General features: G+C 46.5%; 11 protein-coding genes. 4 read left to right on the plus strand and 7 right to left on the minus strand.

Going from position 1 to position 11,805, the window contains the following annotated elements; all coding sequences use genetic code 11:
- Nucleotides 1-52: 52 nt before the first annotated feature.
- Nucleotides 53-1,237: a hypothetical protein gene (locus DV872_RS00460; protein WP_147283075.1), complete on the plus strand. Its 1,185-nt coding sequence runs from the start codon at nt 53-55 to the stop codon at nt 1,235-1,237.
- A 20-nt stretch (nt 1,238-1,257) separates the two neighbouring features.
- Here DV872_RS00460 and DV872_RS00465 read toward each other — a convergent pair whose 3' ends face one another.
- Complete coding sequence (locus tag DV872_RS00465; RefSeq protein ID WP_114627859.1) at nt 1,258-3,561, minus strand: acetate--CoA ligase family protein; 2,304 nt, start codon at nt 3,559-3,561, stop codon at nt 1,258-1,260.
- 112 nt (nt 3,562-3,673) lie between these two features.
- Nucleotides 3,674-4,177: a DOMON domain-containing protein gene (locus DV872_RS00470; protein WP_114627860.1), complete on the minus strand. Its 504-nt coding sequence runs from the start codon at nt 4,175-4,177 to the stop codon at nt 3,674-3,676.
- A 190-nt stretch (nt 4,178-4,367) separates the two neighbouring features.
- On the opposite strand from DV872_RS00470, the gene DV872_RS00475 reads away from it, so the two are divergent.
- Together DV872_RS00475 and DV872_RS00480 are read left to right on the plus strand one after the other, a co-directional pair.
- Nucleotides 4,368-4,907, plus strand: coding sequence for a glycine cleavage system protein R (locus DV872_RS00475; RefSeq protein ID WP_114627861.1), 540 nt, complete (start codon nt 4,368-4,370; stop codon nt 4,905-4,907).
- A gap of 77 nt (nt 4,908-4,984) precedes the next feature.
- Nucleotides 4,985-5,602: a CDP-alcohol phosphatidyltransferase family protein gene (locus tag DV872_RS00480; RefSeq protein ID WP_158546766.1), complete on the plus strand. Its 618-nt coding sequence runs from the start codon at nt 4,985-4,987 to the stop codon at nt 5,600-5,602.
- Here DV872_RS00480 and DV872_RS00485 read toward each other — a convergent pair.
- Nucleotides 5,599-6,309 (minus strand): TVP38/TMEM64 family protein, encoded by a 711-nt coding sequence (locus DV872_RS00485; protein ID WP_114627863.1) that lies wholly within the window; start codon nt 6,307-6,309, stop codon nt 5,599-5,601. The two genes, DV872_RS00480 and DV872_RS00485, sit on opposite strands and share 4 nt — an antisense overlap.
- Nucleotides 6,310-6,410: 101 nt before the next feature.
- Here DV872_RS00485 and DV872_RS00490 point away from each other — a divergent pair, with 101 nt between their 5' ends.
- Nucleotides 6,411-7,376 carry a GGDEF domain-containing protein gene (locus DV872_RS00490; protein ID WP_114627864.1) on the plus strand — a complete coding sequence of 322 codons (966 nt, stop codon included), beginning with the start codon at nt 6,411-6,413 and terminating at the stop codon, nt 7,374-7,376.
- Here the strand turns inward: DV872_RS00490 and DV872_RS00495 are convergent.
- From DV872_RS00495 to DV872_RS00510, 4 genes are read right to left on the minus strand one after another with little or no spacing between them, the layout of a single operon-like run.
- A complete protein-coding gene (locus DV872_RS00495) occupies nt 7,361-7,843 on the minus strand; it encodes a PGPGW domain-containing protein (protein ID WP_114627865.1) in 483 nt (160 codons plus the stop codon). The two genes, DV872_RS00490 and DV872_RS00495, sit on opposite strands and share 16 nt — an antisense overlap.
- Nucleotides 7,824-9,989, minus strand: coding sequence for a radical SAM protein (locus DV872_RS00500; RefSeq protein WP_114627866.1), 2,166 nt, complete (start codon nt 9,987-9,989; stop codon nt 7,824-7,826). Before DV872_RS00500 ends, DV872_RS00495 begins: the two co-directional genes overlap by 20 nt.
- A gap of 3 nt (nt 9,990-9,992) precedes the next feature.
- A complete protein-coding gene (locus tag DV872_RS00505) occupies nt 9,993-10,502 on the minus strand; it encodes a hypothetical protein (protein ID WP_114627867.1) in 510 nt (169 codons plus the stop codon).
- 2 nt (nt 10,503-10,504) lie between these two features.
- Complete coding sequence (locus tag DV872_RS00510; protein WP_114627868.1) at nt 10,505-11,773, minus strand: spore photoproduct lyase family protein; 1,269 nt, start codon at nt 11,771-11,773, stop codon at nt 10,505-10,507.
- Nucleotides 11,774-11,805: the final 32 nt, after the last annotated feature.

The raw sequence follows: 11,805 nt of genomic DNA on the forward strand, positions 1-11,805 counted from the left end.
GTTAGGAATATTGGTTTAAACTATTTTCAAACATTGTCTGTGAGGTTCGGTTTTGAAGATACTATTGATTATTCCTGTCATTCTTATCCTGGTATTGCTTTACCTGGTACTCCCCGAAGTGGATAAAAGCGGTCTGCGTCCTGACGGAGGCAGCCGTCTTAAAAATAAGCTTGCCGAACTTATGATCCGCAAGGGTGCTTCGGATCACAGGAGTATAAGTGATTATTCCCAGGTGGATGTAAGAATACCCCCCAGTACTTCCCAGACTGGGGTGGATTATAATGATTCATTTGTATTCCAGGGCTTTAATGCAGAGCAGGGAGTCGGTTACCTCACACGTCTGGGGTTCCGGGATGACGGTGAACTCACTGAAGTCTGGTTCTGGCTGGATGTAAAGGGAAAGATCTATTACAACAGGGAGCAGTTTTTTGATAACTCTCCTGCAGATAAAAGCGGCCTCTCCAAAGGCGGAGTGACATACCGGGTTCTGAATGAGGGTGAATACGAAATCACCTGGAAAGGAAAAAGTGAGCCTGATAATCAGGATATTCATGTCCAGTTTGTCTTTAAGGCAGACTCTCCCCACTATCTGATGAGTGAGCACAGAGATCCCCGGGCTTACGGCAAGGCCATGGCAGAGATGAAATGGAGCCGTGAATATTTTGAAAAACTCAGGGCTGAGGGAGCCGACCGCTATGAACGCGGCGGTGTTTCCACGGGTACTGTGAAAATTGGAGACGGTGAAGCCCTCAATGTCTCATTAAGGGGGTTTCGGGACCGATCCTGGGGTAAAAGAAACTGGCTCTATATCAAGCGCTATATCTGGAACCTGATCAGTCTGAACGAGGATCTAGTTATCCACGGAAAAAGCTATAACTATATTATCTACACCACTGTGAATTATGGTGAAACCTTCAGTCACCTTGTATCAGGCTGGGCCGGAGGTAAAGACGGCATCAGGGCAATCTCCTATGCTTCTGATATGAGTCAAATCGGAGAAGATTCAATTGTTCCCAAAAACTACGAAACGAGCTTCAGGGTCATGGATTCGGATGAAATAATTACTCTGATTGTAAATGCCAGAGAGGGCAGTCATTCCTGGTTTGTCGCAGACGGTCAGTTTGAGGTAAACGAAACCTTTGCGGAATTTGAAGTGAAGGGCAGGGGAATCAGGGGAGAAGGGATGCAGGAGTTTGGTTTCAGCCATTTGGCTTATCCTGAGCGTAAAAATCAGTAATCCTGTGAACCGAAGGGGGCTTAGCGTATCCACTCTTCCAGCAGGTTCTGCTCTCTGATCTTATGATACCTTACAAATTCTTCAAGATTTCTCATGGCCTGTTCGGCAGATAAAAATACGGGGACTCCTCCAGACTCAAGAATCTGTCCCATCCTGTTATATTCAGAATCCAGACCCGATGTGGCCGTCAGTGAAACAATAAGAGGTTTGTCCATTCTTTTATTCAGCTCCACAATTCCTGCGGCAATATGGTCGGGATAGGCTTCAATTTCTTCATCTGTTGTATGGAGGAATCCTGCATGAGGAACAATTGACACAAGAAGACAGTCTACCGTATCCGAGTTGAGGAGAGTCTCTATGGACTCAACAAAGAGCTTGTCTCCCACCATGGGGGTCAGATCCAGGAGAGGCTCAACGGTTACAAAATCAGGGAGTATTTCGCTCAGTCTGTTCTGGCACTCCTTATCCAGTTCCGCCAGCTCAAGGCGTCCCAGGTTGTCAGCGGCATTGGCTTTCTCGTAGCCCGCATTGGTCACAACTGCACAGCGCATACCGTAGGCTTTTTTGTCGGTGAGCATAGAGAAGGTTTTGATATATCCAAGATGGTCGGCCATGGTATCCGCAACAATCAGCCCTGCCTGCTTCATGGCTGCTTTGGCAACAGCATATTCACCAGCCATGCTGGCCGTATGCGACTGGGTTGCCATTTTTCCCTCAAGGGTTCGTCCGGCCTTATACACTACAATAGGGGCGAAGTTTCGATCTTTCAGACCCTGAGAGGCGATATCGAAAAAGCGGCGTCCGTCTCCATCGGCAAATCCTTCGATGTATACACCCATCACCCTGATATCAGGATCTTTAGACCAGTAGGCAATCAGGTCACAGGGACCGACATCCAACTGGTTTCCATAGCTCACAACGACCTTTGGACTCACCGCATGGCGCAGCTGTGCCAGTTCAACAAGTCCAAGAGCCCCGCTCTGACTGAAGAGTGCCATATTACATTTGTTGGACAGATCCACTCTGAACTTCTTTTCAGGAATAAAAAATGTATTTATTCCTTTGCTTCCCGGCTTGCCGTCTGCAGGGGCACAGCCTGCATAGACAATACCAAGACAGTTCGGACCCATAATCCGGATTCCCTTATTTCGGCAGAGTGACAGTATCTCTTCCTCAGGTCCTTTATCATGGGAGCTTTCACTGAATCCTCCGGGGATTAGCAGCAGGGCCCGGCAGTCGGTCTGAGCCGCCTGGGCAGCCACAGCCGGTGCTGCCGCGGCGGGAACTGTCACTACCACAAGTTCTGCAGATTCCGGCAGTTCTTTCAGATCCTTATAAAGTTTTACCTTCTCACCATTCAATAGAACTTCTTCGCCCTTGGGATTAACACAATAGATATCCTTTCTTCCCAGTTTTAGAAGGTTGGATGCAATTATATTTCCCGGCCTGTCGGAATCGCTCGTGCTGACACCTACTACTGCGATACCCCGTGGATGGAAGAAGGCATCAAGGCTTTCAGCCGATGGTATTTCTGTTTTCTGTACATCTTTTTTTTTGTCAAATACAGCATAGCCGTCCAGGGCAATCAGTCTGTGATCAGGATCAAAAACAAAGGGATTGATTTCAAAATCACTGAAGTAGAATTCATCATCCCCATCAAAAAAGTTGGAAAAGAGGGTGGAGAGTTCACTGAATTTCATTTCCACATCAATTATCTGTTCAAGGTAGTCTCCCTTGTTCTCCTGTATATACTTCTTATGAATATCCGTTGAGGAGAGGAGGGCTCTGGCCCACTCTTTGTTCAGAGGAGGGAGCACCAGATTGGGGGCTGAAAAATGAGAGGCGAAGTGTTCGGCATCAGAACCTCCCTTACTGAAGGAGATTACAGGACCGAAGGTCTCGCTCTCTCTGAATCCGATCATAACCTCATTCCCCAGTTCGGGGCTGTATTCTATAAAATCCACAAGGAGTACACCCGCAACGGGAATGTCCTGTTCCCTGAATCTTTCACGCATTGCCTGAAAAGAGTATTTGAGAAAATCAATGTCCTTATACAGAACTTTTACACCTCCCAGTTTTTCCTTATGGGCAACCTGGGGAGATACGATTTTCATTACGATACGGCTGCTGCCGAATTCCGAGAGAAGACTGCGGTTTATCTCTGTTTCGCTCTGGATAAAATGATAGCGGGGAGTTTGAAGATCCATGGCTTCCAGAATCTGATAGACTTCGAACTCATACAGTTCCTTACGCCCGTCTTCCTCTGCTGCCTTAAGTATTCTGTGAACCTGGTTATGCCACATCGGTATTTCTTTCAGACTCATGAATAGTCCCCCCTGGAATCTTCAGTGTAATGGAAAGACCGGGGGCTGTCATTAAAAGATTCACTGCCGGTGGTGAAACCGGCAGTAATAAAGCTGTGGCAGTAATATGAGATTATCGAATCTCTATATCAGCTGCGTATTTACTATTATGTTTCCAGGTGATTTTGTCACTCTTGTTTGAAGCCAGGAGGAGTCTGTAGACCTCTCCTCTCTCAAGTACTGTGTCGTATTCATCTCCAGAATCCAGAGGAATTGTGAATGTGATTTCTGTCGTATCCTCTGTCTGTCTTCCTGTAAGAACCTGAACGTCCTGACTGCCTCCAAGATCAATATCACTGGCATGTTTGAACTTGCCTGTTCCAAAATGATCTTCCGCCATTGCGATTCCCATCTCATCATCCACCCAGAGCATTATGATATTGGCATCTCTCATGACAGATGTGGCCCCTATACCGAAGGCAATCCATCCTGTTGTCTCGGCACTGAGAGTCACGACCAATTTATCTGCTTCTGTTTCCCAGACTAGAATAAATCCTTTTTCCTCAATTCTCTGCTCGGAAAATGCCGGTATGCTTAACAGGCATATCATTAAAATTAGAAAGAACTTCTTTTTCACTAGTGGCCTCCACGGATTTGATCCGTTATTATATCAACTTTTTTTATGTACATCTTAATCCTGATTGATTAAGCGGAACTTTTCCAGTTAAATTGTTCTGGAAATTATTATCATCAGAGACGAAAATTGAATATGATTTCTTGTTTGAAAAAAAAATATATAAAATCTGATAAATGATGCGGAGGATGTTATGAATAATAACCTGGCTGTATTGACTGCCGTTGGACAGGATCGAATTGGAATTGTAGATGATCTGTCTTCAGAGATAGAGAAAAAGCATGGGAATATTCTTGAAAGCAGGATGTCGGTCCTGGGTGGTGAGTTTGCGGTTATAATGCTTGTGTCAGGTGAAAAAAGAGCCATCAGCAGTCTGATGGGCGATCTTGATCAGCTGGAGACGAAAATTAATCTGAGGATTGAAATCAAACCTACAAATCAGCCTGAAAAGGATTCAAACGGAATCCCCTATACTCTGACCTGTGTTTCTCTGGACAGTCCGGGAATTATCCATTCTGTGACCCGTTTTATCAGACAGGAAGGTATAAATATTGAAAACCTGGAAACTGAAACAGCACATGCACCCTGGACGGGGGCGCCACTGTTCAGAATGAAAGCTAATGTTATTGTGCCCCTGTCTATCTCGGTTCAGGAGATCCGTCTCGGTCTGAATCAGCTGGAACAGGAAAAGGATCTGGATATCACATTCAAGGCAGTGTGCGGAACATCCTGATCCGGGAGGAACCGGGTTATAAATAATCCCTTTATGAGGCAGCAGAAATTGTTCAGAAGTAAAAAAGGTGATTAATGATGATTGATTCCGTGTTAAGAAAATATTTTCAGTCCTTCTTTGATGTTCTGGCCCGGGGCTGTCAGAAACTGGGGCTGACTCCCGATCAGCTGACAGTGGCTGCTCTGATTCTTGGCGCAGCTTCAGCTCTGAGCATTCTTCCGGGCTGGTATATTCCCGCCCTGATTCTTCTTTGGCTTTCGGGGCTCCTTGATGTTCTTGACGGATCACTTGCAAGACTCAACGGAACTTCATCCCCCTCGGGTGCCTTTATGGATATGATTTTTGACAGATTGGTTGAGGTCTTTTTCGTTATAGCCTTTGCCGTATCAAAGCCGGAAGCCTCACTGGCTGTTATGGTATTCCTGGGTGCGGTCATCTTCAATTTTTCCACTTTTATGCTGGCGGGTTCCCTTTTCAGCAATAAAGGAGAGAAGAGCATCCACTATGATCCGGGGCTGGCCGAGCGGACAGAGACATTTCTGGTCTTTTCATTGATGCTGATTTTTCCGTCAGCAGGATTCGGCTTTCTCTGGATCTTCAATATTCTGATTATCATTACAGGGATCAGACGGTTCTTCAGGATACTCAGAGCTCAGAAGGATGAGAATATTTCGTCCGGTTCCGGGGGAGATTAACTCTCATTGCCTTCTGATTCGGATCTACGGTTAAGTACTCTCTTTCTAACAACAGGTATCAGAGAGAGGAGCCCCAGAAACACCATAGCCAGAATAAGCTGAGGGGGTATTCCTTCGCCTGCCTCAATTGTTGATCCCGCATAGCCCAGATAGGCATAGGCAAAGGAACCGGGGATGATTCCCAGTGATGTGGTCCAGATGAAGGTGCGTAAGGGGACAGTAGTCATACCGGATAGAAGATTCACCAGAAAGAAAGGGAATATGGGAATCAGACGGAGAGTCAGCATATAATTTCTGCCGTTCTCCTCGATCTCCCTGTTAAACTTTTCCAGCTGTGTGCTGTACTTCTTCTGCACCATCTCTCCCAGGAAATAACGGGCGGCTATGAAGATGAGGGCTGCACCAATGGTGGCACCGATATTGATATAAAGAACCGACAGCAGAGGACCGAAGAGAAATCCACCTGTCAGTGTCACCACCGTAGCACCGGGAATGGAGAGGGCTACAACCCCTATGTACAGGGCTATGAATATCAGTACTGAGGGGAGATACCAGTTCTGTACACTTTCCAGCAGAGCCGATTTATTTGCCAGGAGAGTCTGTATATCGAGCAGTCTGCCTGCCGGTGTAAATAGAAATATCACTGTTAATAATGCAATAATCATTGCCAGGTATATCAGTCTTTTTTTGTAAGATTTATCTGTCATGCCCCAATTCTAGTCATAGTTCATCTCTCCTGCCAGTATATCCGCAGTTTATGCTCCTTATTTTCTGGCTAAATTCTTCTTTATCTATTATTTTTTAGAGTATGAAACATAGTGTAGACTCCACAGCTGATCAGCATTACCTTTTCTTTCTGGATAAAAAGATGCTTCTGGACCCAGAGCGTATTCTCAGAATCGGCCGGGACAGCAGCTGTGAAATTGTTCTTGAAGAGAGAACAGTCTCAAGAATACATGCGGAAGTTTTCAAAGAGGGTGAACAATTCACTATCCGGGATATGGAGAGTACAAACGGTATTCAGGTCAATTACCGGGGGGTGAAGGAACATGTTCTCAAAGATGAGGATAGAATTACTATCGGTCCCTTTATACTTGTCTACAGAGTCCTGGATCATACCATGGATGTTCCCATTCGCTCAGAAGAAAACCTGCTCTCTGAAACTCTCGTGATGGAGAGCAAAATTGCCAGCATCCTTCAGTCCATCGATGACGATACGGTGCGGAATCAGCTTTTTGAGCTCAAGCATATTATCAACCAGTCTAAAGAGAAACTCTCCCGGATGGCCCATATCGACAGGCTTACTCTGCTTTATAACAGACGTTTTTTTGATGACAGTATCTCCCGGGAGGTTGAGCGTGCCAGACGTTACAGCCAGCCTCTCTGTCTTCTCCTGCTGGATCTCGATTTTTTCAAGAAGGTGAATGATCTCCACGGGCATCAGAAGGGGGATCTGGTTTTAAGTGAGATTGCCTCCATTATCAGTGATAATATCAGAATGAATGATATCGCCGCCCGTTACGGCGGGGAAGAAATGGTGGTTATTCTGCCTGAAACTTCTCGTGAGAACGCCCTTACTGCTGCGGAGAAACTAAGAGCCTCCATAGAAAAAGACAGCCCTGTGAGGACGGGTCTTGAGATTACCGTGAGCATAGGTGTTGCGGAGTTCAAGGCTGTGGATAATGCTGTTCAGGACCTGATCAGCAGGTGCGATGCAGCCCTTTATAATGCCAAGGAAAACGGCAGAAACAGAGTCGCCTATTCCGAAGAGTGACCGTTTTCCCGTTGATCACACTTCTCCGGCAGTTTGAGTGATGCCTTTCCGGCTTTTTTTCTTATGAGATCTATAGTGCTGTGAATCGACCTTCTTCTGATCATCTGTATCTCAAGTTTTCTCTTTCCAGGCAGATCCATCAGCCAGAGTCCGGCCACCATGGTCAGGAGTCCCTGTCCGGGGATAAAAAGCATTATGATTCCCATAAGCAGAAAAATAACTCCCAGCAGGTTTTTTATTAAATGGAAGATAAGTCGGGATTTTCTGCTCTTTTGAGGAGGGACATAGCTGTCCAGAAAGTAATCTTCCGGGATGCGGATAAGGAAAATCGGCAGAAGGATGAGGGTTCCTGCAAATGTGACCAGGGATATAGACCCCAATAGGATTATCAGATCACTCCGACTGCCGAAAAGTTCAGCCAGTTCTGATATGTTGAAGAATGACATCTTAGAGAATAAGGAGTCCATAATCCATCAGTTCCTGAAACAGGTTTCCCGAGAGCCAGGAATCTCCATTGATTCCATGTCCTTCGGCCAGTGAGTCAAAATCCTTCAGAGTGAAAACCGCAGCTTCGGGCCGGCAGTTCTCCAGCAGCTTCAGAATGAACTCTGATTCCCCGGGAGATATGTGCATCAGTTCCTGGTAGTTTCCTGCTCTGAATATCAGCCCCTCTTCAGATTGTTCAGGAAGAGCTTCATACCAGATAAGCCGGCTTGAGTCCTGTAGTTCAAGTTCATTCTCCCCTTCCACTATTTTCTTGATAAGGCTTCGGTTTACACGGGGATTTTCTATTTTAAAACTGAACCATTTCTTCAGGGGAAGATCAAATCCTTCTCCTCTCATATAGTTGTAGAGGGCTGCCGTAAGGCCCTTGCCATAGGCGCTGAGATCTTCAGATTTCTGGCTGTAACTCAGATCGTTTCTGGCAAATCCTCTCTGCTGCGGGCCTGTGATCTTTATTCCGAATTTTTCCGGATTGAGACCCACGGGACTATGGGCTGTCAGAGCAAAGTGATGCCAGTAGGCCGACTGTATCAGGCCGTGCATAAAGAGCTGTCTAACCACATCAAGAGAGTCTATGAGTTCCTGTGAGTTCTGTCCGGGAAAGCCGTACATCAGATAGGCATGCACCATGATTCCCGCCTTTCTGAAGGAGGCTGCCACCCGGCTGACCTGTGATACGGTGACACCCTTGTCTATACTTTCCAGCAGACGGTCCGAGGCGACTTCCAGTCCCCCTGATATGGCTATACATCCTGAGCGTGCCAGGAGGCGGCAGAGCTGGGGGGTGAAATTCTTTTCAAAACGGATATTCGTCCACCAGCTGATACTGCATCTTCGGCGTATCAACTCCAGAGCCATCTCCTTCATCAATGACGGAGGAGCGGCTTCATCAACAAAATGAAAACTTCTTGATCCCGTTGATTCAATCAGTTCTTCTATCTGATCAACCAGGACCGAGGCTTTTCCGGGATCAAAGCGCTGGATATAATCAAGTGATGTATCGCAGAAGGCGCATCGTTTCCAATAACAGCCGTGGGCCAGCATCATCTTGATCCAGGGCCCCTCACTCCACAGGCGATGCATGGGATTCTCTCTATCCACCAGGGAGAGGTATTTTTCCATCGGAAGCTCGGAGTAATCCGGTGCGGGTCTCTCCTTATGCTTAATATGATATCCCGGAGGCCCATCGAAGAATCTCCACTCTCCCTCAATGGGCAGCCAGGTTCTGACCAGATCTTCTCTCTTATTCTCCCCTTTAAGGTAGGTGCAGAGGATTTCCATGGTATCTTCCCCGTCATCCAGGGTGAGGGAATCGAAAAATTCGGAGATCCTGATATCCGAAATGTCTCTCAGTTCTGTATTTATATACCCCCCCCCGAGAGTCAGGTGGACATCGGGGTATTCCTCTTTGATAAATGCAGCCCCACGAAGTGATTCAAGAAGATTTCCCGGGAAGGGGACTGAAAATCCCACCATATCCGGTTTAAAAAGCTCCATCTTCTCCTTTAGAATCTCACGGTGAATCCGGCTGACATGAGAATCCCGGTCCAGGGCTTTTGAGTAAAGAGTATCGAAAGAGGGGGGTGACATGGCCAGATGATCGGCATAACGGCTGAAGCCGAAATTTTCATCACTGCTGAGCCTGTAAAAATCAGCCAGGTCTTCAAGGACGAGGGTGGCTCTCAGCCGGGCTTTGTCTGTAATGCCGAGGCTCCCATAGCGTTCATCCCCTTCTTCCTCTCTACCGGAAAAGCGTTCCCCCTCAGGCAGATAGCCGGGGCGGCACAGAACTGTGGCCATGGTGGAGTCTTTTCCCTGAAGAAAGGAGAGCACAGGTTCTATGACTTCACAGTACTGTAGTCTGAGCTGCCAGATTCTTTTAAGGGAGTCATTGCTTTCTATCGTTTTTTTGAATGATTCAGCTGAGAGCGGGGAGAAGACAATCTCTTCCAGTCCTTTACGGCTGAAGAGGCGGAGATAGGTCTCCAGCCCCGTATCAGCCTGGTGTACCTGATGTCCCTTCTTTCTGAGCCAGGCCTTAAGAAAGGCCGTCCCCGGATAGGGTGTATTCAGCTGGCAGAAAGGAGGGTTTATCAGGAGTATTGTCATAGATTATTTGCTGAGAACAATCCCTACACTGATTCTATGGTCAACACGGTCGGTGTTGAAAACCATCAAATACTGTGCATAAGCAAAAAGGAGGGCCACACGGGCACCAGCTGTAAATGCGGTTTCAGTTGTACCGGATACATTGTCTACCATGGGTGTCTGAATATCTACTCCTGCCAGACCGGTGATGGCCAGAATGTTCAGGGCATTGAATTTTATATAGGCCTTGGGGAGATGTTCAATCATCGTCATGGTCTGGTCGCTTCCCAGTACATTGAATGCCCAGTCCATGGAGAACTCATATTCAGCTCCCACAGAGAGGGTGGGAAGGAATTTATACCCCACACCACCGAATGCTGCAAATCCCACGGGATAACCATTAAAGTCACTGGCTTCATCAGAAATGAAGAAACCGTTGTATCCGCCACCAAACTGAAAATCAAGTCCTTTGGCAAAGAGGCCGCCTGAAGCTACAACCATAATAAGGGCTGTCAGTATCAGTGTTTTTTTCATAATCATTTTCTCCTGTTATAAATCTCCGAGATTTTATGATTGTAATTATAGATCATATCTTCTTCAAAATCAGCATTGCTTTCATAGGCTTTTCCGAAAATCGGCTGCCAGAGTTCAGGATCTTCCATGCACATATAGAAAAATACATCCTTCTGCCAGGCTTTCAGCCCCTCATAGGCGGCTGTGAAAAGCTCCAGTTTAATGGGATGCGGGTAGGACAGTTTTCCTGCGGCTTCCTCAAGAGGCATCTGTAGAATCTTGCTGTGAATAGGACGCTCCCTGAGTTTTTTAAGTACCGGTTTGATAAAGGTCAGGGTCCCTATAGATACTGTCACCACCTCTTCCGGTCTGAAAAGTGCAGTGAGTGATGTAAACAGATCTGCATATTCCCCTTCCCAGTCTTTATACCAGACCATGGGGTGGAGATGGAAACCCACAGGCAGACCTCTATCAGCCGACTTCCGTGCAGCTTCCAGGCGTTTTATCAGTGATACCGTCAGCCGCTCTTCCGCATCTATTACGGTCTGGGTGTTCAGTGACCAGGTGAGCAGTATATTGGGGGGGACATCCATGTCCAGAAGTTCATTTACATTATCCGATTTTGTCTTGAGTTCGAGAATCACATTGGGATTCTCTCTTGCAAACACACACAGGTCATCAAGCAGACCGTTTTTATTCCCCCACATCAGGGAGTCTGAGGACTGACCGGTACCTATGTGATATTTTTTATCAGGATCAAGGTTCAGAGCCTTCAGTTTCTGTTTCAGATCTTTATGAAAGAGGATCGTATTACCTGTATAGAAGGATTGAATGGAGCAGTAAGAGCAGTCAAAGCCGCAGCCCGCCACCGCATCCAGGGTTTTGAGATTACAACATCGGGTCTTTATGGAGGCTACAGGGCAGTCTCCCAGTATCTGACGCTCATCATCAAGGGCCTTGAATCCCGGTTTGGGAATTGTGATTTTTCCCGGGCTGAACCCTTTGTAATCTTTGGGGATATTCTTCAGAGTTTCCCATGATTCACAGAATCCCCTGTAGCGCTTCTCTTTCTCGTTTCTGTCTCCTGTCTTCTGTGGAACAGGATCTCCCCAGAGTTGGGACAGCGAACCTTCCGACCAGGTCTCAAGATCCCGTCCAACACGAATAATCTGCCTTATCTGCTGGACTGAAAACTGCCAGTCTCCACAGAGACGATTAAGAAAATATTTATCTTCATCATTCAGTGCAAGGTATTCCCTGCTGTCCTGAAATTGTGTTAATTTGTTAATCATAATATGCTCATTCAGCATTCTAAAAGATATAA

Source organism: Oceanispirochaeta sp. M1 (genome assembly GCF_003346715.1).
Taxonomy (GTDB): Bacteria; Spirochaetota; Spirochaetia; order DSM-2461; family DSM-2461; genus Oceanispirochaeta.

What these genes read in the sequence shown, in the direction of transcription:
- DV872_RS00465 (WP_114627859.1), bottom strand. Translation starts at nt 3,561, where the DNA reads ATGAGTCTGAAAGAAATACCGATGTGGCATAACCAGGTTCACAGAATA.
- DV872_RS00475 (WP_114627861.1), top strand. Translation starts at nt 4,368, where the DNA reads ATGAATAATAACCTGGCTGTATTGACTGCCGTTGGACAGGATCGAATT.
- DV872_RS00480 (WP_158546766.1), top strand. Translation starts at nt 4,985, where the DNA reads ATGATTGATTCCGTGTTAAGAAAATATTTTCAGTCCTTCTTTGATGTT.
- DV872_RS00485 (WP_114627863.1), bottom strand. Translation starts at nt 6,309, where the DNA reads ATGACAGATAAATCTTACAAAAAAAGACTGATATACCTGGCAATGATT.
- DV872_RS00490 (WP_114627864.1), top strand. Translation starts at nt 6,411, where the DNA reads ATGAAACATAGTGTAGACTCCACAGCTGATCAGCATTACCTTTTCTTT.
- DV872_RS00495 (WP_114627865.1), bottom strand. Translation starts at nt 7,843, where the DNA reads ATGGACTCCTTATTCTCTAAGATGTCATTCTTCAACATATCAGAACTG.
- DV872_RS00500 (WP_114627866.1), bottom strand. Translation starts at nt 9,989, where the DNA reads ATGACAATACTCCTGATAAACCCTCCTTTCTGCCAGCTGAATACACCC.
- DV872_RS00505 (WP_114627867.1), bottom strand. Translation starts at nt 10,502, where the DNA reads ATGAAAAAAACACTGATACTGACAGCCCTTATTATGGTTGTAGCTTCA.
- DV872_RS00510 (WP_114627868.1), bottom strand. Translation starts at nt 11,773, where the DNA reads ATGATTAACAAATTAACACAATTTCAGGACAGCAGGGAATACCTTGCA.